The following is a 24,176-nucleotide window of genomic DNA, read 5'->3' as shown; positions in this document are numbered from 1 at the left end:
GGAGATAACGACCATTCCGGTATGGCCGGTCACTCATAGGAAGATCCCATGTCCCCTTTCAAAGGCAAAACGGCGCGCGGCGACAAGTCCGTGCACGAGGCCGCAACCCTTTCCCGGCGAGCCGCCCTGGCAAGGGCGGTCGCCGCAACGGGGTGCGTCGCGCATGCCGCTCCGGCATCCGATGCGACATTGCTCGGCATCATCGGCCGCACAGAACAACAGGCGGCGGCTTTCATGGCCGGCGACATGACACGGTGGGCGAGCCTCATCCGGCTTGATGACGATTTCACCCTGATGCAGCCTTTCGGTGGTTCCGCCAGCCATGGCTTCGACGACAGTCCCGAGCATCTGGCCGAGCTCGCCCGGTTCTTCCGCAATGGCGGCGGAACCCTGGAGGTGGAAAAGTCCTATGTCAGCGGCGACCTGATCGTACTGGTGATGATCGAGCGCCAGCATGGTGAGGTAGGCGGCCTGCAGGACCAGAACTGGTCGCTACGCGTCACTCAGGTCTATCGCCGGCATGGACCGGACTGGCGGCTCGCCCACCGTCATGCCGACCCCCTGGTTGTGAAGATCTCGCTGGAACAGGCCGCAGCCCTGGCCCGGGGCGAATGATGTCCGTCCGGATTTGAAAACGATCGCCTTGCCGTGGACCCCGGCTCTCGCGGCAACGCCTCTTTCATAGATTTTCTGAAATTTATAATTGAGATTGCAGTCTGGAGATGGTTTTCTGCGACCTTGCGTAGCTGAGTCCACGCCTCCTCCCGATTTTAATCCGAGTGGCCCATGTCGATTTCAGATGCGATCTATCGTCCTTTCGAAAGCCTGATCCGGCCGCTCGATATCCCTTACCGACCACTGCCGTCCAAGGGGCCGGTGGCGGTACTCCTGCATTTCATCTCGATGTTTCGGGGTGTGCTGATTGCGCTGGCATTTTGCTCCATGGTGTTCGAGGCGATCAACCTGACGATCGTCTGGGGGCTTTCGGTCATCGTCGATGGTGTGACACAACACGGCGCTCCCGCCTTCCTGCGCGATGAATGGCTGCTGCTGACCATTCTCGGCTTCCTGATTTTTCCGGTCATGCCGATCATGTCCTTCATGCTCAATACGCTGAAGTCGCACACGCTCGGCATCGGCATGCCGGCTGCCATTCAGTGGCAGGGCCATAAGGCTGTCGAGCGGCAGGACCTTGCCTTCTTCCATGATCTCTATGCCGGCCAGGTTTCCTCACGGCTGCAGCAGGTCTCTTCCGCCGTCCAGCAGCAGATCCTCGCCGCCTTCCAGTCCATCCCACGCTTCCTGATGCAACTGGTTGGCTCCGTGATCCTGCTGAGTGCGCTCGCGTGGCAGCTTGCCCTGCCTGTCGTCATCTGGATCGTGCTTAATGTCGTATTCACCGCCAGGATCGTGCCGACCTTCGTCGAGCGCTCGCGCCGCACCGCGAAGCAGCGCAGCCTGGTCGCCGGCGCCATCACCGATCTCTATACCAACATGCAGATGATCAAGCAGTTTGCGGCTGAAGATAGCGAGGCAGGTGCGATCCGCCGCATCATAGGAAAGGCTGTGCAGACGCAGCACAGCGAACAGCGCATCTATCGTTCGTCGGAATTGACGGTCGTGGTTCTCAACACGCTCCTGTGGCTGACCATGCTGGCGATTGGATTTTCCGGCCTCGTCAAAGGCTTTCTCACGATCGGCGAATTCGTTGGCGCGGTCTACATTCTCAACCGGCTGTCGTCGCAGATCTTCGTCTTCCTGCAGATGGGCCAACAGATCTTCCAGGCGATCGGCACGATCAAGGATGCCATGCCTGTTATGACGACACCGCCCACTATCACCGACCGGACGGACGCGAAGAACCTCGTGGTCGAGCGTGGTGAGATCCGTTTCGAAAATGTCGGCTTCGCCTACAAGTCAGGCAAGCCTGTCATCGACAGACTGTCGCTGACGGTCCTGCCCGGTGAAAAGGTCGGCCTCGTCGGCCTCTCAGGCGCCGGCAAGACCACGCTCGCCAACCTGCTCCTGCGCTTCTACGACATCAGGGACGGCGCGATCTTCATCGACGGGCAGGATATCCGCGCCGTCACCCAGGCAAGCCTTCGCCGCTCCATCGGGGTCATCGCGCAGGACGTCGCGCTGCTGCACCGTTCGGTCGGCGACAATATCCGTTACGGCCGGCCGGAGGCGACGAAGGACGAGATCGAAGCGGTGGCGAAGATGGCAAGCGCCGATGCCTTCATCGCCGATCTTTCCGACGGCGAAGGCCGCAGGGGCTACGACGCCTTCGTCGGCGACCGCGGCATCAAACTGTCAGGCGGCCAGCGCCAGCGCGTGGCCATCGCCCGCGTTCTCCTGAAGGACGCGCCGATCCTGGTGCTCGACGAGGCGACCTCCGCCCTCGACAGCGAATCCGAAGCCGCCATCCAGGAAAGGCTCAACCTCGTCATGGAGGGAAAGACGGTGATCGCCATCGCCCACCGGCTGTCGACCATCGCCAGGATGGACCGGATCGTTGTGCTCGACCACGGGCGCATCGTGGAGGAGGGCAGGCCGGACGAACTGGTCGAACGCGACGGCTTGTTTGCGCGCCTATGGAAACGCCAGACCGGCGGCTTCATTCCCGAAGAGATCGACGAACTCTTGCCGACCTCGCCTGCGACCTGATGCGAGTGCGCTATTCGACGAGCCCGAAGATAGGGCCGTAGCCGCCGTGCCAAGACCAGTCGTTGCGGCCCATTTCGGGATTGTACAGTCCGACACCGCGTCCGCCATCTAGAAACAAGGCATCGGGGCATTTCAGATGGTCGCGGAAGAGCCGTGCAAAATCGTGGAAATTCACCCCGTCTTCGCTGATCGCGAAACGAACCGCGCCACCGTCGCAGACGCCGACACCGCTGCGGCGGGTTCGGTCTGTCGAGCCGACGATGAAGATCGGGTTCAACTTCTTGGTGATGACAAGCATCGGACCGGACTGGGTGGCGAACCGTGCCTTGGGCCGACGCTTTAGAAATTCATCGGTCGGGAGTATGCCGGCGCTTGCTTCACCCAGAAAGAAGACGCCGTTCGGCTTCTTATAGAAATTCGGCACCTGACCGGTGGAGCTTTCGGCCTTTGTCGTATTGGCGCGCTGCAATTCCCTGGCGTTTTCGACGTAAAGTCCCATCGGCGAAAAATCGGTCCGATACATCCCGGCGTTGACGGCGAAAGCCAGCGTTCGCCCCTCGGCGCGAACGGCTTCGGCAAGGCTTGAAAAAGTGCGATAGGGTGCGTCATCGGCGTTCTTCCAGAACAATCGCAGGTCGGCTTTGCCCGGCTCTAGCGTGCAGACGACGTATTTTGCCTCTTCGAAGCTTTCCTGCTCACATTGTTCGGCATGCGCCTGATGCAGGGATGTCATCATTGCTGCCAGCGTTATGGCCGCCGCGAGCGCGGGATGTTTGAGATAGGTCATCGGTACGGAACTTTCTTTCAAATCGCCAATGAAGCATTTATCTGTGAGATTACAATAATTTCATGCGGCGGGTCAGGGCAAGTGAGGGAAGATCATGAGTGTCTACGCAACCGTCGGTGCAATCGATTCCGCCAAATCGAATGGGTTCTATGATGCGACCTTGGCAACGATCGGATGGAGCAAACATCGGGAATTTCCCGGATGGAGCGCCTATTCCGAAGGCGGGAAGGGTGACGGTTTCGTTCTATGGGTTTGCAAGCCGATCAACGGCGAACCGGCGAGCGCCGGAAATGGCTCGATGGTTGGTTTCATGGCCAAGTCCCATGCCGAGGTGGACGCTACGATGCGGCCATGACAAACGGCGGAACGGACGAGGGCGCGCCTGGTCTACGTCCGCACTACGGGCCGAACTGGTATTCCGCTTACGTGCGCGACCCCGCTGGGAACAAGATTGCTGTCGTCTACGACGGCTGAGGCCAGCTCGATTGCCGCAATTCGACGTCTCGGGGGACTACCAGGCGGTACGAGCGGTGCCGAGCGCGGTCGTATGAGAGGATGAGACCTGGGCGACGTGCGCCTTGAGCGACACGACGCAGTTTCCCGGAACGCTGAGATTGTGCGACGTCAAGTGTTTCAGCAATGTCTCGGCGTCGCGCTTTTCGGTTAGCGGAAATGTCACAGTCATGCGAGTTCTCCAACGAATAAACTGAGCATCCGCACAAATTAATGTCTAAATTCTTTTGCGCTGCAACAAGAAAATTTTAACGATAAAATTAAAATCGATTAGCTTTCGGAGTGGCCATTTTAAATATCGTTTGAAATTGGATTCGGGGGCTCCTCCATGGAAGCGTTGACTGCTTCGGCCAGCTGCGAGGGATGATGCCATGTGGGCATTGACCCATCCGGCCATTGATCCTCGCAGCTTATGGGATCCGAACCGGCCTGTGTCGTCCGGTTCCGGCAGGTCGAAGTGCGGAGGGGAGGCGTTTGGAGCGTCGTGAGCGTTAGGTGCGCTGGCTGACGTGAGATCGGGCGGTCATCTGCCGTTGCGGGCGGCCCAGCTCCTGAGCCGTAGTCCGTTGAGCCTGATGAAACCTTCCGCGTCGTGATGATCGAAGGCGATGGCGCTTTCTTCGAAGGTGACGAGGTCGGCGGAGTAGAGGGAGCAGGGGGAGGCTCGGGAGATGACCGAGGCGCTTCCCTTGTAGAGCCTGAGCGTCACTTCGCCGCTGACGAAAGCCTGGCTGTGGTCGATCAGGGCTTGCAGCATTTCTCTCTCGGGAGCGAACCAGAAGCCGTTGTAGATCAGCTCGGCGTAGCGGGGCATGATCTCGTCCTTCAGATGGGCGGCGGCGCGATCGAGTGTGATCGATTCAATGCCGCGATGGGCCGCGAGCAGGATTGTGCCTCCCGGCGTTTCGTATATTCCCCTCGACTTCATCCCGATGAAGCGGTTTTCAACCAGATCGAGCCGCCCGACGCCGTGCCGGCCGCCCAATCCATTGAGCTCGGTCAGCAATGCGGCCGGCGTCATGGCCTTGCCATTGACCGAAACCGGATCGCCCCTCTCGAAACCGATGGTGATAATCTCGGTGGCATCGGGCGCGTCGATCGGATCGACCGTGCGCTGATAGACATGATCGGGCGCAACTTCCGCCGGATTTTCGAGAACCTTGCCTTCGGTCGAGGTGTGCAGCAGGTTGGCGTCGATCGAAAACGGCGCCTCGCCGCGCTTGTCGCTTGGCACTGGGATCCGATGCTTCTCGGCATATTCCAGAAGCTGCATGCGGGAGCGGATGTTCCATTGGCGCCAGGGCGCGATGACCCTAATCGACGGGTCGAGCGCGTTGACGGCCAGCTCGAACCGGATCTGATCATTGCCCTTGCCGGTCGCACCATGGGCAACGGCATCTGCGCCAACCTCCCGGGCTATGCCGACCAGATGCTTGGCAATCAGCGGCCGTGCGATGGAACTGCCCAGCAGATATTGCCCCTCATAGAGCGCGTTCGCCCGCAGCATTGGAAAGACGAAATCGCGGACGAACTCCTCACGCAGATCGACGATGCGGATGTCCTTGACCCCTGACATCTCCGCCTTGGCGCGCGCCGGCTCGAGCTCCTCGCCCTGGCCGAGATCGGCGCTGAAGGTCACCACCTCGCATTCATAGGTTTCCTGCAACCATTTGAGGATGATCGAGGTATCCAGCCCGCCCGAATATGAAAGCACGATTTTATCTATCTTGGTCACTAACCCATCTCCGTCTCTATGCTGGAACGATAGGCCAAGTCCTGCGCAATGAGCTTGCGAAGAATCCGTTAAATTGCGAAAGTTTGGCATATCATGCCATTTCAGAATCAATTGGAGCTATAAAGTGCCAGCCATCATGGACCCGATCGACCGCCATATTCTGCGTGTGCTTCAGCGTGACGGGCGTATTTCGAACGTCGATCTGGCGAAGGAGGTAGGCCTGTCGCCGTCACCGTGCCTGCGTCGCGTCCGGTTGCTGGAAGAGGCCGGGATCATCGATCGCTACGTCGCCGTGCTGGACCCTGCAAAGGTCGGGGCGGGGCTGACGGCTTTTGCCCGCGTCTGGTTCAAGACCCAGGATGCCGAGGTCACGCTCCGCTTCGCCGAAGCCGTCAGGCGCTTTCCCGAGGTGATGGAATGCTACCTGACGACCGGAGAATGCGACGCCGTGCTTCGGATCGTCACCGCCGATCTGCACAGCTACTGGCGTTTTCAGGCCGATCACCTGACGCGCATCCCGAGCATCCTCAGCGTCAAGACCGACGTGCCGATGGAAACGCTGAAGCGAAGCTTCGAGCTGCCGTTGAGATAGACGTCGTGGCACGATCCCTATCCTAGGGGAGAGGTGTTCCGGCTCGTTGCCAGCCAGACGAGGCCTGTGACCAGGAGCAGGATCATCACGGCGTGGGTGATGCACTCGAGCATGGTTTGCGGGCCGGCCACCGGCGTCTCATCCAGCGATATCGGCATGCAGCGCCACTTGCCCTCATTATCATCCGGCGTGGCAGGTGTTCCGGCGTTTGATGGATGCAGGATGCAGCGCTGCGGCGTGTCCTTCGAGGCTTCGCCCTTCGGGCCGCGCGCCTCAGGATGAGGGACGTTGTAGGATGCCACACTTCCAATAGATACCGTTGGTGAATGCCGCACCAGCGTTGAAGTGAGCCTCATCCCAAGGTGCGATCCGCTGAGCATCCACGTTTGGCGGACGAACTGCCGAGCCTGAGGGTCTGGGCCAGAGGGGCCGGCGAGAGGGTTACTCGACCTGGATATGAATATGGTCGTCGTGGCGGGCGGCGCGGCAGCCTTGAAAACGGATATGGCTGTCGGTGATGCCGAGCGCGTTCTTCAGATGCGGCTCGATGAAGATCTTCTGCAGGCCGAACTTCGCCACGCCTTCGCTCGTCAACCAGCCGATCGCCGCCGATGTGCGCTGCTCCTCGATCCGGTAGGCTGGAAACAGAGACTGCAGCGCATCGAAGTTCCAGCGGGTGGTGAGCCAGTCGTTGCGCCCTTCGCATGGCAGTTCGTCGCCGGGGGCGGGTTTCTCGAAGGCGAAATAGCCGATCGGGGAGCGGGTGGCGCCATTCAGGAAGGCACCGTCCACGTCCTTGTAATAATAGGCGAAGTCGAGCTTTTTCCCGTCGGCATGCGACAGATGTGGCAGCAGCGGAAAGCCGTTCACGAAGGGGAAATTCGCATCCAGCGCGACGGTGACGGTTCCCGGAAATTCCTTATCCATGTGGGCGGCAAGTGCCTTTGCCAGATCGCGCACGCCTGGGGTGACGTAGTTGCGGTTTAGCAGGCAGTAGATCGGGGAGCGGACCACGAGCCTGTCTTCGGCGCCGGCGACGCAGGAGAGGGGAACCCGCCCGAAGATCGGCGCGGTAAGGCTCGCGGCAAAGGTGGCGCCAGCATAGCAAAGCAGGAAGATTGTAAGCTTCGCCAGAAACCGCCGTAAGCCCCAGGCGCGTGAGGCGGCCAGCGCCACGAGATAGGCGATGCCGCCGATCTGCGTCAACAACGTCAGAATGAGAACGATCAGGGCGTGAAGGGCAAAACGGAACACGGGAAGGCCTTGGGAACGTTGCTATTTCCATAGGCGAGGGGATGGGCGCGCGCAAGGCGGATGGTGGGGAGTGCGCGGCTCATTTGCGTGTCCCCTGGAGTGCTTTGAATTGACAGGATGAATTATCTGACTAAAGTCAGATAATATGACCTACGATCCTGTCTCTCGTGTCCGTCGCTTCAACCGTGCCGTCACCTCCGAAGTCGGCGCTCTCGATACGTCTTTTCTCGGACGCGGCCGTCCGCTGGGTGCTGCCCGCGTCCTCAATTCGATCGGCCGGGGGCAATCGGATGTTGCGGTGATCCGCGATTATCTCGGTCTCGACTCCGGCTTGATGAGCCGCCTGCTGCGCAGTCTGGAAGAGGAGGGTCTCATTGAGACGGTGGCGAACCCTCAGGACGCGCGCCGCCGCGTTGCCAGGCTGACCGAAACCGGCCATTGCGAGTTTCAGGCTTATGAAGCGCTTTCCAATGCGCAGGCGAAATCGTTTCTGGCGCGCCATCGCCGCCCGGACGAACTGCTGCGCGCCATGGATATCGTCGCTGCTTCGCTGAGGCGTGAGCAGATCGTGCTCGAGGAGAAAGACCCGCGACACGAGGACGCCAGCTATTGTCTCCGCGAATACTACGGCGAACTTGCACGCCGCTTCGAGAAGGGTTTCGATGTATTGCTTTCTCGCGATCCCGACGCCGAGGATATGATCCGTCCGCACGGTGCGTTCCTGGTGGCCATGTCGGATGGCCTGCCGATCGGCTGTGTCGGGCTGAAGGGTAATGGCGGCGAGGTCGCGGAGATCAAAAGGCTCTGGGTCGCCCCATCCGCGCGCGGCCTCGGACTCGCAACGCGCCTTATGACAAAGGCCGAGAACATCGCCCGCGAGCTATCCATCAAGCTCCTGCGTCTGGATACGAATAGCGCGCTGCCCGAGGCAACACAGCTTTATCGCGGAACCGGCTGGAGTGAGATCGACCGTTTCAATGACGATCCATACCCGGACACGTTCTTTGAAAAGCGCCTTTAAGTGAAGGTCGCTTTGTGCTGTCCCACTTCTCCTCCGTCATTCCTGTGCTCGTCACAGGAATCCAGTGCGCCCAAGTCCTTGGGCGCGAGAGAGTTTGTTGCTTGGATGAGAGTCCTTCACGGCGCGGACGCCCCGTGGCTGGATTCCTGTGACAGGCACAGGAATGAGGGAGGGCGAGGCACCGCTGCTGCCCGGCCCTTCGCAGGGCTCCGGGCGTTCGGCCCTGCGATCGATCCACTGGATCGATCGCTCCTGCTTTGCAGGACCGGGCCTCACCCCTGCCGGTCAGGCGGCGAAGCGCTCCGTTATCGGGCGGCGGCGCAGGTTCGGCTGCGTTACCCCGGGCGGGTTATAGGCCGCCTCCAACGGGCCGGTGTCGGTGCCGGGCGGGACGATCGCGTCGATCCGATCGAGGATTTCGTCCGTCAGGCTCACCCCGGCGCCGGCAAGCAGATCGTCGAAGTGCTCCATCGTGCGCGGGCCGATGATCGCTGAGGTGACGGCGGGATGGGCGATAGTAAAGGCTATCGCCATGTGCGCCAGCGAAAGCCCTGCCTGCTGGGCGAGCGGGATGAGCCGTTCGACTGCGTCCAGCCGGCGCTCGTCGTTCATCTGCCTGGGGAAGCGTTTGGCGCGGGCGCTGTCGGGTTGCGGCGCGCCCCTGCGGTATTTGCCGGTGAGCATGCCCATCGCCAGCGGGCTCCACACCATCGCGCCCATTCCGTAACGCTCGCAGGCGGGTAGCACTTCGCGTTCAATGCTGCGATTGAGGATTGAATAGGGCGGCTGCTCGGCGCGGAAGCGTGCCAGTCCGCGGCGCTCGGAAACCCATTGCGCCTCGACGATTTCCGAGACGGGGAAGGTCGACGATCCCACGGCGCGCACCTTGCCCGCCCGTATCAGGTCGGTGAGGGCCGACAGCGTCTCCTCGATATCGGTATCGGGTGCCGGCCGGTGGATCAGGTAGAGATCGATATGGTCGGTCTGCAGGCGACGCAGCGAATCCTCGACTGCGCGGATCAGCCAGCGGCGCGAATTGCCCTGCCGGTTCGGGTCGTCGCCCATCGGCAGATGTGCCTTGGTGGCGAGCACGACGTCGTCGCGCCGGCCCTTGAGCGCCTTGCCGACGATCTCCTCGGATTCGCCGCGGCTGTAGATATCGGCGGTGTCGATGAAGTTGATGCCGGCATCGAGAGCCTTGTGGATGATCCGGATCGAATCCTCGTGGTCAGGATTGCCGGCTGAGCCAAACATCATCGCGCCGAGGCAATAGGGGCTGACCTTGATGCCGGTTCTTCCAAGCGTGCGGTATTGCATGGTCTGTTCCTTTATTGGGGAGGCGGACTTCGTGCGCATCGATGTGGCCAACATCGTCGCGCTGTGTTAACTTGCATAAACGGAACCGTATTCCGCTTATATACGGAACAATGTTCCGTTTTGCAAGTGAGTGAATGATGAGCGACGACAGAAAAGAGCAGGAGGACGGCCTGAAGCCCGGGGAGAGGGCGGACAGGCGTGTGCGCGCCGACGCCAAGCGCAATCTCGACGGGCTGCTTCAGGCGGCATTGACGGTGTTTGCGACCTCCGGCGTCGACGCCCCGGTGCGTGAGATCGCGGAGAAGGCCGGCGTCGGCATCGGCACCGTTTACCGGCATTTTCCCGAGCGTTCCGACCTCGTCGTTGCCGTCTTCCGCCGCGAAATCGACGCCTGCGCCGACGCTGCGCCGATCCTTGCCGCCGAACATGCGCCGGGCGAAGCGCTGGCCAGATGGATGCAGCGTTTCGTCGATTTCATCGCGGCCAAGCGCGGGCTTGCGGCGGCCCTGCACTCCGGCAATCCGGCCTTCGATGCCTTGCCCGCCTACTTCCAGCAACGGCTGCAGCCGGCCCTTCACTCGCTTCTCGATGCCGCCGCTGCCGCCGGCGAGGTCCGCACCGATATCGCCGCCGAGGATCTTCTGAATGCGGCCGCAAGCCTCAGCATGCACGCCTACGCCCAAGGGTCCGAACATGCCCGGCGTATGGTTTCCCTGCTGGTCGACGGGCTGCGCTACGGCGCTGTACAGCGGTGACGCTCCGACAATAAAACGCGCCGTTACCCGGCCGCCACGCGCGCTCGGCCGGGCAACGGCCTGGCGTCATCAGGTCCGCATCGACAGTTCGATTTCCTCTTCGAATGGTGTCGAGAGGTAGCCGGTCGCCGGCGAGCGTACGCGGGCGAGTATTCGGGGCCTTCAGAGCGGCACCTGCCGGGATCTTTTGCATCGGGATTTCCGTCTTGATGTCATCATTGCCATTGCCGCCGCAGGTATGCTGGGGCATGCGCTGGCGTGAAGGAATCCCGATCGGGGCTCGTTTATTTCGCCAGCACGCGGATCGTTCATGCTTTGCTCCGGCCCGGCGTCGAAACCATCCACGGAAAGCGAAAATGCTGCGATACGCACCTTCGACGTGCTGCTCTCCTCCACCTGATTGCATACCGAAACTAGTTGCGTTGTCGCATAAGCGATCCTATATTGCAACCAGGTTTAAGGAGAGAATTCGTGGATATTGAACTGCGGTCGGGCTGTCCGATCAACCTGACGATGGAAGTGCTGGGCGATCGGTGGAGCCTCATCATCATCAGGGACATCATGTTCGGCAACCGCCGTCATTTCCGCGACCTTCTGACTCATTCGGAGGAGGGCATTGCCTCCAACATTCTGGCCGCCAGGCTGAAGCGTCTGCTCTCGCTCGGATTCATCAGCAAGCGGGACGATCCGAGCCACAGCCAGAAAGCGATCTACAGCCTGGCGGAGCCGGCGATCCAGCTTGTGCCGGTCTTTGCCATGATCGGTGCCTGGGGACTACGGCATCTCCCTGTGAGCGAGGAGCTGAGCATCCGTGCGCAGCTTCTCGAAGAAGGCGGGCAGCCGCTGTGGGACGAGTTCATGGAGGATCTCCGGCAGATCCACATCGTCGATCCGATCGGCGGCGCCAACGGTACATGCACTTCGCCGGTGCTCGCGAAGCTGACTGCGGCATTCCTCGAGGTCCGCGCGAGATCGTTGTCGCAGGCATCCTGATATCGAGGCCGGTCGGCTCGATCAGCCGCCGGCGCCCTGGTACTTGCCGGTGGCGTACCGCCAGTAGGCGATTGATATCAACACCCAGATCGGGCCGGCCAGAAGAGCCACGGGCCCGGCCCAGTCCCCGAGGATCGGGATGGGTTTGCCGAGCAGGGCGCCGACGGGGACCGAGCTGGTGAGGGCGAGCGGGACCGCGGTGATGAGGATGGTCTGGATGCCGCCGGGGAAAATGTTGAGCGGGTAGCGCGTCAATTCCCAAAAGCCGAAGAAGATCGAGAACAGGTGGTTGGAGCGCACCCAGATCAGCGCCGTGGCCCCGATCATGGTGATGAGTGCCGCGGTCAGCAGTGTCGCGCTGAGGAGCGCGGCAATAAGGAACGATGCCGACCAGACCGACCAGGCGAAGTCGACGGACTGGACGGCCCAGCCCATCAGCGGCACCGCCAGGATGACGTGGCCGGCATAGCCGATATTGAGGCCGGAAAAAACCAGATAGGCCCAGGGGCTGAAAGGCTTGACCAACAGCGTGTCGAAAGTGCCGAGCCGCACCAGTTCTTCGAGGTCGCGCAATTGTACGAAGCTCATCGCGGCGCCGAGCGAGTAAGCCAGCAGCTGGAAGCTGAACAGCAGCGCCAGTTCCGGCCAGGTCCAGCCGCCAAGCGTATCGAAGCGGGCGAGCAGGATGCCGATGGTGGCGAAGACGCTGCCATAGGAAAGGATCTGCGCAAGACGGTCGAGCCAGAAAGCGCCGCGATATTCCATCTGGGAGCGGACATGCATCCGCACCAGCAGCGGCAGGACGCGAAGGTGATGAATAAGCACGATCAGCCTCCCTGCACGATGATGCGGGTGGAGGCGCAGCGCCACAGCCAGAGGACGCCGGCGAGGAACAGCGCGGCCCAGGCAAGGCCCAGGCCGAGATGCAGCCAGACATCGGCCGCGGACAGCCTGCCGAGATAGACCGCATTGGGATAATAGACCACCCAGGCGAAGGGCAGGTGGCGGGCAATCGTGGCCAGCGGTTCGGGGAAGAACCAGAACGGTATCAGCAGGCCCGAGAACAATTGCAGCAGGGCGCCCAGGATCCAGTCCAGCGAGAAGCTCGTCATCAGCCAGAAGGCGATGAGGCCGAAGAGCGCCGACATCAGGAACAGCAGCGTAAAGGACAGCGCCCAGAAGGCGATGAACATCAAGCCATCGAACAGGGTCGCCGGTGGCAGCATGCCGTAAAACAACGCGGTAAAGGCGATGGTCGGAATGACCTGGGTCATCAGGCGATAGCCGAAGCTGCCGCATTCGTTGGCGAAAAGATAGAGCGGATAGGACAAGGGCTTGAGCAGCCAGACTGCGATATCGCCTGTCTTCAGCGACCGGCCGATTTCGCCGATGATCCTTTCAGGGCGGGTCGCTCCCATCACCGCGCCGCCGAGCAGGGCATAGGTCACCATCTGCTGCAGGGACACGCCGTCGACCACGATGCCGCCGATGCCGGCATAGGCCGCCTGCCAGATGGCGACACGCGCAAAGACCTGCACGAGTTTGCCGAAGATATTGGCCCATACTTCGTTGCGGTAGGCGAGCTGCGAATGGAAGGAGCTGCGCGCGAAGGCGAAATAGGCGCTCATGACGCCAGAGCCTTTGCATTGCGCCGCTGGTAGAAGGTGCGGATAACCTCTTCGATGTCGGGCTCGTGCAGCGCCACATCCTTGAGGCCGCGCCCGCTGCCGACCTCCGACAGGATTGCGACCAGCGAGATGTCTTCACGCTCGATGAGATAGTTCTTGCGCAGGCCCTCATCGCTGACGAGTGCCGCGGTGCGCAACGGCAGCGGTCCAGGGTCGCTGGCAAATTCAAGTGTCAGCCGCCGGGCCGAACCCAATGCCGCGCGCAGGCTCTTCAACTCACCGTCGAAGATGAGCCTGCTATGATCGACCATGATCAGCCGCGGGCAGATGGTCTCGATGTCCTGCAGGTCATGGGTGGTGAGGATGATGGTGACGCCGCGCTCGCGGTTGATCTCGGCGAGAAAACGCCGCACGGCATCCTTGGCGACCACATCAAGCCCGATGGTCGGCTCGTCCAGAAAGAGGATCTTGGGATCGTGCAGCAGCGACATCACGATCTCGGCGCGCATGCGCTGACCGAGGCTGAGCTGGCGGACCGCGCGGTCGAGAAAGGGCGTCAAATCAAGCAACTCGCTGAAGCGTCGGAGATTATCCGCATAGCGGGCGGTGGGAATGTCGTAGATGCGCTGATGCAGGGTAAAACTGTCGACCAGCGGCAGGTCCCACCATAGCTGGCTGCGCTGGCCGAAAACGACGCCGATCTCGCGGGCATTGTCCATTCGCCGCAGATGTGGTGTCCGGCCGAGGACCGAGAGCGTGCCGTCGCTCGGCACCAGGATGCCGGTCATCATCTTGATCATTGTCGATTTGCCGGCGCCATTCGGGCCGAGATAGCCAACGGCTTCGCCCGCCGCGATGTCGAAACCGATGTCGGAAACGGCCAAAACTTCCGTATATTCGTTGGTCACCAACGTCTTCAGCGCGCCCAGCAAGCCCGGAAATCGCTTGTGCTGCCGGAAGCGTTTGCTGACGCCCCGCGCCTCGATCAAAGCCGACATGTGTATTTCCTCAAGGGGTAATTCCAGCCGATTCGGCAGCAGCATCCAGGCTAACGCGAGGCTCGGCCAGTTCAAGCAAAAGTCGCTTCTTGGGGCGTTACTCAATCGGCCTAGCGTAGCCTTTTGCGTTGACAGCCATGATCAATCATTTCCTGTTAGGGTCATGAAGATTCTCGCAATATCCGGCAGCGCCCGGCGCAATTCCACCAATACCGCCATGCTGCAGGCTGTTCGCGCCGTAGCGCCAAATGAGATCGAGATTTCGATCTTCGACGACGTGGGGCGGTTGCCGGTATTCTCGCCCGATCTCGAGGGAGAGCATCTGCCGGAGGCGGTGCGGAATTTCATCGATGGATCGCCAAGAGCGACGGGGTGATCATTGCCAGCCCGGAATATGTCCGATCCATCCCCGGCGGCCTCAAGAATGCGATCGACTGGCTCGTATCGGGAGATGAGATCGTCCATAAGCCGATCGCCCTGCTGCACGCATCCCATCGCGGCGACGACATGCTGCCGGGTCTTCGCACCGTTCTTGCGACCATCACCGACCGGTTCGCGGGCGATATTTTCCTCAGGCTTCCTTTGATGAAGCTGGAGCCGGCCGAGGTGTTCAACACCATTGAGCCAGCGGAGAACCGTTCCAAGGTGCAGGCCTATCTTCAGGCCTTCTTGGCCTATTGCACGGCAGACAGTAAGACCGCCTGAGGTTCGCTCGCTGCATCATCGGACGTCCATCAGCAGGCCGTTCTCGAATGCCGTCTTTTCGTGAAGCGTGTGCAGAATGACGAGCGGGGCTGTGAGCAGCGCGACCAGGATGAAGGCGGAGAGGAAGTGTCTCGTCAGGAGACGAAGGATAGGTCGGATCATCTTGATCTCCAGCTGCCGCGGATATTCTCTGTGCTGGACCTCAACAATTGCGGCAGCATGACCGGTTGCCTTTGAAGCTCCGCAATGCTGCCGCAACCCTTGTGGCGGACAGAGGGGAGAGCGAGACAATGGGCGGGCGATGCGAATACTGCTGATAGAAGATGAGAGGGAGCTGGCTGAGGCGCTGTCGGCCGCACTCGGCAAACATGGGATCGTCGCGGACCATACGATGCATCTGGCCGATGCGGTCGAACTAACGCGGCAGAACCTCTATGATGCAATCCTACTCGATCGGCGCCTGCCCGACGGAGAGGGCCTGAGCTTCATTCCGGAGCTCAGGCGGACGGGGAAAGATACGCCGATCATCGTGATGACGGCGCTGAACGAACCGAAGGAGCGGATCGAGGGCCTCGACCTCGGGGCCGACGACTATCTCGGAAAGCCGTTCCTGGTCGAGGAGCTGATGGCGCGGCTCAGGGCCGTGCTGCGGCGATCGCCTGAACTGGCCGAACTCAAGATAACGGCCGGGCGGATGGTGATCGACCCGCTGCATCTCAGCGTCACCGTCGATGCCGTGCCGCTCGATCTGCCCCGGCGCGAACTTCTGGTGCTGGCGGCACTCGCAAGGCGCAAAGAGAAGACCGTGCTGCGCTCAACACTGGAGGCAGCGGTTTATAACTACGAAGAGGAAATCCAGTCGAATGCGCTCGACGCGCATATTTCGCGGCTGCGCAAGCGGCTGATCGATGCCTGCGCCGGCGTCGCGATCCATAATATCCGCGGCGTCGGTTATCTCATGAAGGAGGAGTGATGCGCGAGGCGACCAAGTCGAACCTTTCACTCTGGTGGACGCTCAGCTGGCAGCTCAGTATCGTTTTCGTGGCTGTTGTTGCGACTGTCATCATCGGGCTTTGCATTTATGCCACCAGCATCCTCTCGCCCAATGAAGGAATGCAGGTTCAGCTGACTGCAGCCCTCGAGGAAGCTCTTACGCGTGACTCGCAGGGCAGGATCGCCATAGCGGATAGCCCGCGGCTCAGGTCGTTCAAGGCTGAGAACAACAGGCTCTGGTTTTTCGTCGCAACACCCAGTGGAGAAACGGCCTCCTACGGCGTAATACCGGCGCCCTATGCGGACCTAGCCCGGTACGTCTACCTCATCAAAGACGCCGACATACGAGGGGCGTCTGGTACGACCGAGGTCGCCTCTATCGACCGTGTCGACACGGCAGAAGGCGAGTACAGAGTGATGTACGGCGGAAACGCCAGCAGAAGCTCCGCATTTCTGGCAATACTCGGCAAAACCTACCTCATTTACACACCGCTTTTGGCCATCGCTTTGCCCGGGGTTTTTCTAACGATCCCCCGCGTCGTAGCGCGCGCTTTGGCCGGCGTGACGGATATAGCGAGCAAGGCATCGGAAATCGAACCCCGCCGGCAAGGAGCCCGATTGCCGGTGCATGGTATTCCCACGGAAATCGCACCATTGGTGATTGCTTTTAACGGAACGCTTGAGCGGCTTGAAAACGAGTTTAAGAAACGCCAACGTTTCCTGCTCGATGCGGCGCATGAGCTGCGGACGCCGATCGCCATCATGCAGACGCGCATCGACGGCATGCCCGATGGGCGCGAGCGGCAGCGGCTGCTTGACGACGTGGCGCGGCTGGCCGAGGCGGCCGAGCAGCTGCTCGATTTCGAGCGCAACGATCAGGCGGCCGATCTCGACGAAACGGTCGATCTCGTCGAGATCGCCCGAATGACGGTTGCCGATCTGGCGCCGCTGGCGATTGCCGCCGGTTACCAGATTTCCTTTCAGAGCGACGTGGAAGGCCTGAAACGCCGTGGCAGCCCTTCCGCCCTGCCGCGGGCGGTGAGCAACCTCGTGCGCAACGCCATCGACCATGGCGGCAACGGCGGCATGATCACGGTTTCTGTGTCGGGTTCGCCTTTCGGCGGCGGCCGTATCAGTGTCGCCGACGACGGGCCGGGCATTCCGGCCGAGCATCGGGAGCTGGTGTTCGAGCCGTTCTACCGCGTCACCCCGAAGAGCAAGGGTGCCGGTCTCGGCCTCAGCCTCGTCAAGCAGATCGCCGCAAACCACGGCGGCGAGGTCGGCATCGAAAGCGCTGCGACCGGGACGCGGGTGACGATCGACCTCGGATAAGCCGGCCTGCTCCGGCGGCATCCGTTCACGGAAACGATGTAATGTTGCGGCAATTCTCGACCGCCACTTTCGCCCGAGTTCATCGGCGACGGAGGCCAGACAGCGTGCGCAGCAATCCATTCCTATTTTCCTTCCCCGTGGCGTCGAGAGGTTTGTCCCTCGCTCTGCCGGTGGCGCTCGCCATGGCCGCGGCGGGGTGCAGCTCGGTGCCGCTAAAGGAGGCCGGCACGCTTTCTTCCTATGGCAATCTCGGCGCGCCGAAGGGCAAGCTGTCGAAATCGCGCGTCTATGTCGATGGGACGCGCCTTAGTCCGGCGAAGACGGTGAGCATCGTGCCGACGACCTTCGCCTTCAGCGCCGCGACCCGCGTCAAATCGGACGCCGACCGCGTGATGGTGGCGAACGCTCTGGACCGGGCACTCTGCATTTCGCTCAGCGACAAATACCAACTGGTCTCTGCCGGCCAGCCGGCGGACCTGACAATCCGCTCCGTCGTCACCGACATTGTGCCGACCAACAAGGCGATGGCTGGTGTTTCGACCGTTGTGACCGTCGGCACCGGTTTCGTGCTGCCGGTCGGCGTGCCCCGCCTGCCTGCCGGCCTCGGCGGATTGTCGGTCGAGGCGGAGGCCGTCGACAGTGGTGGCGTGCAGCGGGCGGCGATCGTCTGGTCGCGCGGGGCAAACTCGTTGCAGAATAACCCCGCGTGTCTGAAGTCGGCGATGCCTATAGCTTGGCTTCGAAATTCAGCAGCGAGTTTTCCCGCATGCTGATCAAAGGTAAGGAGCCGAAGGGATTGGATATCTCGCCGCCCTCAGGGCAGCGGATGAAATCCTGGCTCGGCGGCAAACCGAAATACGCCGCCTGCGACGCCTTCGGCCGGCCGCCCGGACTGATGGGCGCCGTGGCCGCCAAATACGGCGCGCCGCCGCAATGGACCGAGAAGAAGCCAAAACCGGCCGCGACCTATTGAGAGAACCCGGCGCCGGCGCCCGACAAGCCGCCGCGATCAGCACTCAGCCCGCCCCAGGCTGAGGGGACGGACGGAGCAAAGGCGGGCAAGGCTTGTGCTCCGTCCGTCTACAAATCCGCCGCGCTTCACGTCAGACGACGACGCCAGGCCGCAGCCAGAAATACAGCTTGATCTGATCGGGTCTGTCGGAGGGATGCGGGCCGCGCATGAATAATTCGCCGCCATTGCGCTGGATCACCCGCCGCGAGGCCTCGTTATGCTCGTTACAGAGGATGGCGAGGCGGTCGAGGCCTTCCTTCGCCGCCAGTGCTAACAGCAGCCTCAACGCATTGGTCGCGTGGCCGTTGCGCTGTTTCCACGGCACGACGGAATATCCCACATGGCCCGATACCTCGGGCGGCAACTCCTCGGTGCCGGCCTGAAAGCGCAGGCTGATGCTGCCGCAGAATTCGCCGTCCCAGATCCAGAACAGACGGGTGGTGAGAGGCGGTGATCCGGACCCGGCGTGCCGTCTGCCATCAGGAATGAGATCGTAGAGGAATTTCGCCCGGTCCTGGCGCAGCCGCTGAAGCTCTCCGCGAATATAGGTTTCGTCGCCCGCGCGGCGCGGATCGGGAGACCAGCCAGCGGCGAGTGCCGCTTCGAAGCCCGATAGGTTTTCCAGATCCGGCGGCAGCAGCGTGACAGGCCCGGTGGGCTTTGTAGTATCTGCAAATGTCATCGATCACCCACGCTCTATCAGGCCGCAGGAAATTCAGGTTCGATCCGCGTGGCTGAAGCCGAAAGTCAAGCACGGTTGATGGCCGGTGGGAAGCGGGCGTGTTGGTTCGGCATAGGCATCAAAAAGCCCCGCATCTTCATGCGAGGCTTGCTCTGATGGATAGACCGGACTAGCGGCACTGGCGGCGCGGGCCGTAATTCGGCTGGTAGGTATTGTCATAGGCGCGGTAGGACCGGTAGCGGCTGTAGCAATACTCCGCATGCGAAGAACCATAGGCACGTGCACGCGGCTGCGAAGCGATGATGCCGCCGATGATGGCGCCGGCGGCCAGGCCGCCGATGATGGCGCCGGTATTGTCGTTGCGGCGATACCGGCGATCGTAGCGACGATCCCAGCCATAGCGGTCGTCTCGGTAGTAGTCTCGGTCGCGGTAGTAGTCCCGGTTGCGATAGTGGCGGTTGCGATACCACCTGCGATTGTTGCTGAACTGACCCGGGCAGTTCGTGAAGTTATTGCAACCAACGGTCATAATCTGGGCATCGGTGCTTTGAGGCACCGGCTGCGCCGATTGCACCGGGCTCGGCACGAAAGCCGGGCCTGCCGAGGCCGGCATTCCGGAGAAGGCCGTCGCTATCGACAGGGCAATGATGGCGAATCTGTTCATTTCACTCACCTTGGGTAAACGGATGTATCGAGGGGATAACGCAGGGGAAGGGGAAAGGTTCATTTTGGGAAATTCAGCAACAAGTTCAAATTGAAAGCAGATAGTCAATTAGATCTTTATGGGACGGGCTGCATCAATGACCGAGATGTCGGAAGGATTAGCATGCGGCTCTCCAGAATTCTCGGTGTTCTCTGTCTCTCGACGAGCTTGGCGATTGCACCTCTCAACATCACCTTCACCGATTTCTCGCCTGCTTTCGCCAAGGGCGGCAACGGCGGCGGCAATGGTGGTGGCAACGGCGGTGGTGGTGGTGGTGGCGGTGGCCACGGCGGCGGAAACAGCGGCGGAGGTCACGGAGGCGGCAGCAGCAATAGCGGCGGCGGAAAGGGCAGCGCCAGCTCGAGGGGGAAGACAGAAAGTGGCCGGACCGGAAGCACGGGCAAGGCCGCCAAGACGAAATCGGCCAAGCAGACTGTCAGTACGAAGGGCACGTCCAAAAAGACGACCATCGCCAAAGCGCCTGCGACAAAACCTGCAAAAAAGCCAGCAGAGCTTGCCGGTCTCAATTCGCTGAAGCGCAACTTCCATGCTCTCATGAAAACGGCCGATCCTCGGATGGCCGCAATTGCCGCGTTCAGCACGGCGTACGCTCAATATGAACTCACCAACGGAGTGGCGCCACCGGCCGACGATCCGGTATTGGGCGATGCCGCCCTGACTGCGGCGCTGGCCGCCGCAACCAAAACAGGCACGGTCACGCCGGAGGCTTTGGGCTGGGCACAGGAGACGCTCGGTGTCGGAACAGCTATCGGGACGATCGACCAGATGAGAGACGCCTTGGCGGCAGCCGCCCCGACACCGGAAACCCCGGCAGCAGAGACCGAGACAGCGACCGGCGAGACGGCCGACGGGAGCGCGACGACAGACCCGGTCGCGGCTGAGGAAACCTCTGAGACTGGAATGGAAGGCATAGCGGAGACCACTGAAGCCGCCCAAAGCGTTGACGAAACCGAGACCTCTGCTACAAGCACCGAGACGACAACGAACCCGTAATCCTCCTTGAGGAACCTTCGGGATTTGCCGAATTCATTGCCCCTCCGACGACGGGGCAATGCTGCTTGTCGTTGGCGACATGGCACTGTGTCACCACTGCCGCCGTGCAACTGCCTGCGGGCTTCAGACCCCGGCTTCGTTGCCGGCCGTTGCGTATGTATGTCGGCTCGCTCGAACTCGCCGCCTACGCCGACAGCCTGCTGGCCCTCACCGGACGGCGCTGGCGCGGGCTGTCAACAGGTCCATGGCTAAGGCATTGGCGAGCGAACTGGATTGGTGAAAGGTCTTTTGAACCTGAAGGCGCGCTATCAAGCTCGCCTTCCGCCGGCCAGCAGCCGAAGCTGGTTCTCGTCATGCACACCCTGGCGGTAAAGCTCGATGATGAGGGCGCCTAAGCGGTCGGCCTCCTTGCCTGATCTGTCGATCTTTAGCCCGCTACAGAGAGCTTCATGGACACGCCTGCACACATCGAGGTCCTCAGAGGCGAGCGGTTCGTCACGCGTGCTGAACAGCTTGTCTGACATCGCAATCTGCCCTTTTTGGATGCCGTGAATCGCTTTCGTGGAAAAAAGATAATTTCGCGATCTTTGCTCTGCAAGATGGGCGAAGGTCCGAAATTCAAAAACAATTTTGGCCGCGCGGGAAGATGCGGGCGAGGGCGGCGGCACGAGATGAGACCGATCAAGGCGTCGGCCGGACGGATGGTGTGAGCGTGAGATCTACTTGGTTGCGGGATTCTGGCCGCTTTGTTGCGCCAGGCGCAGCTCTTTCAGCCGCTTGGTTTTTTCGCGGCGGGCCCGCTGCTCCGCCTCGATGGTTTCCTTGGCGGCTCGCTCGGTGTTTTCGAAACGGTCCTGCCGGTAAGCCTTTGATGAGGGTTCACGTTCTCTTTTCATGGCCGCTAAACGCAAATCGGCGAAAACGGTTTCATGGGAAAATGAGTCACTGGCCGTCAATCGATCGACATGGCCGGTGTCCCTACGTATGGAGTCACAGCCATAACAGCAACCGGGCGCCTCGTCGGCGCCCGGTAACATCACGGATCAGCCCTTGAGGAAGGCTAGGATGTCGGGGTTTATGATGTCTGCGTGGGTGGTGCACATGCCGTGCGGGAATTTCTCGTAGACCTTCAGCGTGGCGTTTTGCAGAAGCTTGGACGAGAGCAGGGCGGAATCGGCGATCGGCACGATCTGGTCGTCATCGCCGTGCATCACGAAAGTCGGCACGGTGATGATCTTCAGATCTTCGGTGAAGTCGGTTTCCGAAAAGGCCTTGATGCCGTCGTAATGCGCCTTGGCGCCGCCGATCATGCCTTGGCGCCACCAATTGTTGATGACCGGTTCCAGGACTTTCGCGCCCGGCCGGTTGAAGCTGTAGAACGGACCGGCCGGCAGATCGTAATAAAACTGCGCGCGATTGGCGGCGAGCTGCTTGCGCAGGCCATCGAAGACTTCGATCGGCAGGCCACCGGGATTGGCTTCGGTCTTCACCATGATCGGCGGCACGGCGCCGATGATCACCAGCTTGGCGACGCGGCCCTGCGGCTGGCCATGGCGGGCGACATAATGGGTCGCTTCGCCGCCGCCGGTGGAGTGGCCGACATGGACGGTGTTCCTGAGATCGAGATGCTCGACGACGGCTGCGGCATCGGCGGCGTAGTGATCCATGTCGTGACCGTCGCCCACCTGGGTCGAGCGGCCATGGCCACGCCGGTCATGGGCGACGACCCGGTAGCCCTTCTCAAGGAAGAACAGCATCTGGGCATCCCAGTCGTCGGAGCATAGCGGCCAGCCGTGATGAAACATGATCGGCTGGGCGCTCTTCGGCCCCCAATCCTTGTAGTAGATCTCGACGCCGTCCTTGGTGGTAACCGTGCTCATCTTTTGGCTCCGTTGGTTGGGATTGGTTGGATTCATGCGGTCACAGGTTTGCGCCGTTGCCGGCAGAATTGGCGAGACCGCGAGCGCCGTTGCGCCTGAGGCTGGGGGCAAGAAGGTCGCACTTGATCAACCGGCTCGGAATATGTTGATGTGCTTATTGAATGCCTCTTTCTATTCTGTTGATATGACAGAAGTTTGTATGTCTCCGCGAGATGGGTGTAGCACCCGCCCATTTCGCATGACGCGAGGGGGCTGGGTGATCCTCGCCTGGCTGCTTCGCGCTGCGAACATTCCTTTATCCACTGTATCTTGGCTGTCGGCCACCTCAGGCTAATCCAGGGTGACTGATCTAACGGCGAACGTCTGTAATGAGCCATTTTTTTGATATTCGTTCAATATATCCGCCCGGGTAGTTCAATATATCTGTCCGGGGTAGGTATGTTCGCGCTCTCTCCGTTGCGCCGCGTGCATGCCGCTGCCGGCGCTCACTTGAACACGGTTCATCGCCCAACCATCTAATCCTCATTACAACAGCGCCATGGCGGACCGTCGCAACCGCGACGGCTTTGCCGGCGGCGGGACGGCCGTTATTGCCGCCTGAGGATCAAATAATGGGTTACATGGATAAGGACATAGCGCCTCAGAATGATGGGGCGCTGATCGATGCCTATTCGCAATCGATCGCAGCAGCAATCGACATCGTCGGGCCGGCGGTCAGCCGGATCGAGAGGGTGGGCGGCCGGCAGGGGCACGGGTCGGGTTTCGCCGTCTCACCTGACGGCCTGATCATCACCAACAAGCATGTCGTCGATGACGCCAAGGTCGTTCGCATCACCACGCCTGACGGTTTCGTCACTGAGGGCCGCGTGCTCGGCCGCGACGTCGATACCGATATCGCCCTCATTCGCGCCAACACAAGCACCGGCGCTTGGGCGAAGCTCGGAGACTCTCAGCGCCTGCGCAGGGGCCATATCGCGATCGCGATCGGAAACCCGCTCGGCTTCGAATGGACGGTTACCGCCGGCATCGTCTCGGCGCTCGGCCGGTCGATGCGGGCTGCCAGCGGCCGGCCGATGGAAGATGTCATCCAGACCGATGCGGCGCTCAATCCCGGCAACTCGGGCGGGCCGCTGGTGTCTTCGGGCGGAGAGGTCATCGGCGTCAACACCGCCGTCATCCAGGGCGCGCAGAGCATCGCCTTTGCCGTGGCGTCGAATACGGCCAATTTCGTCGTTTCGGAGATCCTCCGCTATGGCCAGGTCAGGCGCGCCTTCATCGGCATATCAGGCGACACGATCGTGCTGCCGCGCCGGGTGGCTCTTGCGGCGGGCACGGTGCAGACGACCTCCGTGCGCATCCGCCGCGTCGAACCCGATGGGCCGGCGGCGAAGGGAGGGCTGCAGGAGGGCGATTATATCCTCGCCATCGACGGCAGCCCGGTCGGCGGCGTTGACGACATCGTCCGATTGATGGATGGCAGCAGGATCGGCAGGGATACGGAAATCCTGGTGTTCTCGGTGGCGGGCCGGATCGAGAAGAAGATCTTGCTGCCGATGGCGCGGTCCTGACGCCGCGCTTCTGCGCCGTGGCAGACA

General features: G+C 61.4%; 25 protein-coding genes and 5 pseudogenes. 13 read left to right on the top strand and 17 right to left on the bottom strand.

The window, feature by feature from the left end; all coding sequences use genetic code 11:
* The first annotated feature begins 48 nt into the window (after positions 1-48).
* The gene (locus tag BA011_RS10800) at positions 49-615 is read left to right on the top strand and encodes a YybH family protein (protein ID WP_065280449.1); all 567 of its coding nucleotides are present in this window, start codon (positions 49-51) and stop codon (positions 613-615) included.
* Between the two features lie 171 nt (positions 616-786).
* Positions 787-2,667: an ABC transporter ATP-binding protein gene (locus tag BA011_RS10795; RefSeq protein WP_065280448.1), complete on the top strand. Its 1,881-nt coding sequence runs from the start codon at positions 787-789 to the stop codon at positions 2,665-2,667.
* Between the two features lie 10 nt (positions 2,668-2,677).
* Here the strand turns inward: BA011_RS10795 and BA011_RS10790 are convergent, their stop codons facing one another.
* Positions 2,678-3,454: a phosphodiester glycosidase family protein gene (locus BA011_RS10790; RefSeq protein ID WP_065280447.1), complete on the bottom strand. Its 777-nt coding sequence runs from the start codon at positions 3,452-3,454 to the stop codon at positions 2,678-2,680.
* Between the two features lie 94 nt (positions 3,455-3,548).
* Between BA011_RS10790 and BA011_RS10785 the strand changes: the two are divergent.
* Positions 3,549-3,928: pseudogene (locus tag BA011_RS10785) on the top strand (VOC family protein).
* A gap of 37 nt (positions 3,929-3,965) precedes the next feature.
* On the opposite strand, the gene BA011_RS44230 reads toward BA011_RS10785, so the two are convergent.
* Together BA011_RS44230 and BA011_RS10780 are read right to left on the bottom strand one after the other, a co-directional pair.
* Positions 3,966-4,139 (bottom strand): hypothetical protein, encoded by a 174-nt coding sequence (locus tag BA011_RS44230; RefSeq protein ID WP_003540843.1) that lies wholly within the window; start codon positions 4,137-4,139, stop codon positions 3,966-3,968.
* Between the two features lie 351 nt (positions 4,140-4,490).
* Positions 4,491-5,702, bottom strand: a complete 1,212-nt coding sequence (locus BA011_RS10780) for an argininosuccinate synthase (protein ID WP_065280446.1) — start codon at positions 5,700-5,702, stop codon at positions 4,491-4,493.
* Positions 5,703-5,826: 124 nt separating this feature from the next.
* Here BA011_RS10780 and BA011_RS10775 point away from each other — a divergent pair, with 124 nt between their 5' ends.
* Positions 5,827-6,294 carry an Lrp/AsnC family transcriptional regulator gene (locus BA011_RS10775; RefSeq protein ID WP_065280445.1) on the top strand — a complete coding sequence of 156 codons (468 nt, stop codon included), beginning with the start codon at positions 5,827-5,829 and terminating at the stop codon, positions 6,292-6,294.
* A 17-nt stretch (positions 6,295-6,311) separates the two neighbouring features.
* Here BA011_RS10775 and BA011_RS10770 read toward each other — a convergent pair whose 3' ends face one another.
* Positions 6,312-6,596 carry a hypothetical protein gene (locus tag BA011_RS10770; RefSeq protein WP_065280444.1) on the bottom strand — a complete coding sequence of 95 codons (285 nt, stop codon included), beginning with the start codon at positions 6,594-6,596 and terminating at the stop codon, positions 6,312-6,314.
* Positions 6,597-6,735: 139 nt separating this feature from the next.
* Complete coding sequence (locus tag BA011_RS10765; protein WP_065280443.1) at positions 6,736-7,548, bottom strand: hypothetical protein; 813 nt, start codon at positions 7,546-7,548, stop codon at positions 6,736-6,738.
* Between the two features lie 145 nt (positions 7,549-7,693).
* Here BA011_RS10765 and BA011_RS10760 point away from each other — a divergent pair, with 145 nt between their 5' ends.
* Positions 7,694-8,569 carry a bifunctional helix-turn-helix transcriptional regulator/GNAT family N-acetyltransferase gene (locus tag BA011_RS10760; RefSeq protein ID WP_065280442.1) on the top strand — a complete coding sequence of 292 codons (876 nt, stop codon included), beginning with the start codon at positions 7,694-7,696 and terminating at the stop codon, positions 8,567-8,569.
* 285 nt (positions 8,570-8,854) lie between these two features.
* Here the strand turns inward: BA011_RS10760 and BA011_RS10755 are convergent, their stop codons facing one another.
* Entirely contained in the window at positions 8,855-9,886 is a 1,032-nt protein-coding gene (locus BA011_RS10755; RefSeq protein WP_065280441.1) for an aldo/keto reductase, read from the bottom strand.
* A 134-nt stretch (positions 9,887-10,020) separates the two neighbouring features.
* Between BA011_RS10755 and BA011_RS10750 the strand changes: the two genes are divergently transcribed.
* The gene (locus BA011_RS10750) at positions 10,021-10,641 is read left to right on the top strand and encodes a TetR/AcrR family transcriptional regulator (RefSeq protein ID WP_065280440.1); all 621 of its coding nucleotides are present in this window, start codon (positions 10,021-10,023) and stop codon (positions 10,639-10,641) included.
* A 69-nt stretch (positions 10,642-10,710) separates the two neighbouring features.
* Here the strand turns inward: BA011_RS10750 and BA011_RS46315 are convergent.
* Together BA011_RS46315 and BA011_RS41465 are read right to left on the bottom strand one after the other, a co-directional pair.
* Positions 10,711-10,800 (bottom strand): annotated as a pseudogene (locus tag BA011_RS46315) (O-methyltransferase); the annotation flags it as partial.
* 141 nt (positions 10,801-10,941) lie between these two features.
* Positions 10,942-11,037, bottom strand: a pseudogene (locus tag BA011_RS41465) (dihydrofolate reductase); the annotation flags it as partial.
* A 75-nt stretch (positions 11,038-11,112) separates the two neighbouring features.
* On the opposite strand from BA011_RS41465, the gene BA011_RS10745 reads away from it, so the two are divergent.
* The gene (locus tag BA011_RS10745; RefSeq protein ID WP_065280439.1) at positions 11,113-11,634 is read left to right on the top strand and encodes a winged helix-turn-helix transcriptional regulator; all 522 of its coding nucleotides are present in this window, start codon (positions 11,113-11,115) and stop codon (positions 11,632-11,634) included.
* 21 nt (positions 11,635-11,655) lie between these two features.
* On the opposite strand, the gene BA011_RS10740 is transcribed toward BA011_RS10745, so the two are convergent.
* The 3 genes from BA011_RS10740 to BA011_RS10730 are packed head-to-tail and all read right to left on the bottom strand — an operon-like array spanning position 11,656 to position 14,260.
* Positions 11,656-12,459: an ABC transporter permease gene (locus BA011_RS10740; RefSeq protein ID WP_027668758.1), complete on the bottom strand. Its 804-nt coding sequence runs from the start codon at positions 12,457-12,459 to the stop codon at positions 11,656-11,658.
* Positions 12,460-12,461: 2 nt separating this feature from the next.
* A complete protein-coding gene (locus tag BA011_RS10735) occupies positions 12,462-13,262 on the bottom strand; it encodes an ABC transporter permease (protein ID WP_065280438.1) in 801 nt (266 codons plus the stop codon).
* A complete protein-coding gene (locus BA011_RS10730) occupies positions 13,259-14,260 on the bottom strand; it encodes an ABC transporter ATP-binding protein (protein ID WP_065280437.1) in 1,002 nt (333 codons plus the stop codon). Before BA011_RS10730 ends, BA011_RS10735 begins: the two co-directional genes overlap by 4 nt.
* A 163-nt stretch (positions 14,261-14,423) precedes the next feature.
* On the opposite strand from BA011_RS10730, the pseudogene BA011_RS10725 reads away from it, so the two are divergent.
* Positions 14,424-14,965, top strand: a pseudogene (locus BA011_RS10725) (NADPH-dependent FMN reductase).
* A 15-nt stretch (positions 14,966-14,980) separates the two neighbouring features.
* Here the strand turns inward: BA011_RS10725 and BA011_RS44225 are convergent.
* Positions 14,981-15,127, bottom strand: a complete 147-nt coding sequence (locus BA011_RS44225; RefSeq protein WP_186806540.1) for a hypothetical protein — start codon at positions 15,125-15,127, stop codon at positions 14,981-14,983.
* Positions 15,128-15,266: 139 nt separating this feature from the next.
* On the opposite strand from BA011_RS44225, the gene BA011_RS10720 reads away from it, so the two are divergent.
* The 3 genes and pseudogenes from BA011_RS10720 (at position 15,267) to BA011_RS10710 (ending at position 18,263) form a co-directional block, all read left to right on the top strand.
* Positions 15,267-15,938 (top strand): response regulator transcription factor, encoded by a 672-nt coding sequence (locus tag BA011_RS10720; RefSeq protein WP_065280436.1) that lies wholly within the window; start codon positions 15,267-15,269, stop codon positions 15,936-15,938.
* The gene (locus BA011_RS10715) at positions 15,938-17,290 is read left to right on the top strand and encodes a sensor histidine kinase (RefSeq protein WP_065280435.1); all 1,353 of its coding nucleotides are present in this window, start codon (positions 15,938-15,940) and stop codon (positions 17,288-17,290) included. The genes BA011_RS10720 and BA011_RS10715 overlap by 1 nt, the downstream gene beginning before the upstream one ends.
* A gap of 41 nt (positions 17,291-17,331) precedes the next feature.
* Positions 17,332-18,263: pseudogene (locus BA011_RS10710) on the top strand (DUF3313 domain-containing protein).
* Between the two features lie 130 nt (positions 18,264-18,393).
* On the opposite strand, the gene BA011_RS10705 reads toward BA011_RS10710, so the two are convergent.
* Complete coding sequence (locus BA011_RS10705) at positions 18,394-18,984, bottom strand: GNAT family N-acetyltransferase (RefSeq protein WP_065280434.1); 591 nt, start codon at positions 18,982-18,984, stop codon at positions 18,394-18,396.
* A 169-nt stretch (positions 18,985-19,153) separates the two neighbouring features.
* On the bottom strand, positions 19,154-19,648 hold the full coding sequence (locus BA011_RS10700) for a BA14K family protein (protein WP_065280433.1): 495 nt from the start codon (positions 19,646-19,648) through the stop codon (positions 19,154-19,156).
* Between the two features lie 162 nt (positions 19,649-19,810).
* On the opposite strand from BA011_RS10700, the gene BA011_RS44220 reads away from it, so the two are divergent.
* On the top strand, positions 19,811-20,701 hold the full coding sequence (locus tag BA011_RS44220) for a hypothetical protein (RefSeq protein WP_065280432.1): 891 nt from the start codon (positions 19,811-19,813) through the stop codon (positions 20,699-20,701).
* Positions 20,702-21,009: 308 nt separating this feature from the next.
* Here the strand turns inward: BA011_RS44220 and BA011_RS10690 are convergent, their stop codons facing one another.
* The 3 genes from BA011_RS10690 to BA011_RS10685 all read right to left on the bottom strand — a co-directional run bounded on the left by BA011_RS10690 (position 21,010) and on the right by BA011_RS10685 (position 22,581).
* Positions 21,010-21,225, bottom strand: coding sequence for a hypothetical protein (locus BA011_RS10690; RefSeq protein WP_065282493.1), 216 nt, complete (start codon positions 21,223-21,225; stop codon positions 21,010-21,012).
* A gap of 195 nt (positions 21,226-21,420) precedes the next feature.
* Entirely contained in the window at positions 21,421-21,657 is a 237-nt protein-coding gene (locus tag BA011_RS41450; protein ID WP_186806539.1) for a hypothetical protein, read from the bottom strand.
* An 87-nt stretch (positions 21,658-21,744) separates the two neighbouring features.
* Positions 21,745-22,581 carry an alpha/beta fold hydrolase gene (locus tag BA011_RS10685; protein ID WP_065280431.1) on the bottom strand — a complete coding sequence of 279 codons (837 nt, stop codon included), beginning with the start codon at positions 22,579-22,581 and terminating at the stop codon, positions 21,745-21,747.
* Positions 22,582-23,192: 611 nt separating this feature from the next.
* Between BA011_RS10685 and BA011_RS10680 the strand changes: the two genes are divergently transcribed.
* A complete protein-coding gene (locus BA011_RS10680; RefSeq protein WP_065280430.1) occupies positions 23,193-24,149 on the top strand; it encodes a S1C family serine protease in 957 nt (318 codons plus the stop codon).
* The last annotated feature ends 27 nt before the right edge of the window (positions 24,150-24,176 follow it).

The organism is Rhizobium leguminosarum (assembly GCF_001679785.1).
Classification (GTDB): Bacteria; Pseudomonadota; Alphaproteobacteria; order Rhizobiales; family Rhizobiaceae; genus Rhizobium; species Rhizobium leguminosarum_R.
The sequence above is the reverse complement of the archived record's forward strand: the minus strand, read 5'-3'. Positions and strand labels throughout refer to the sequence as shown.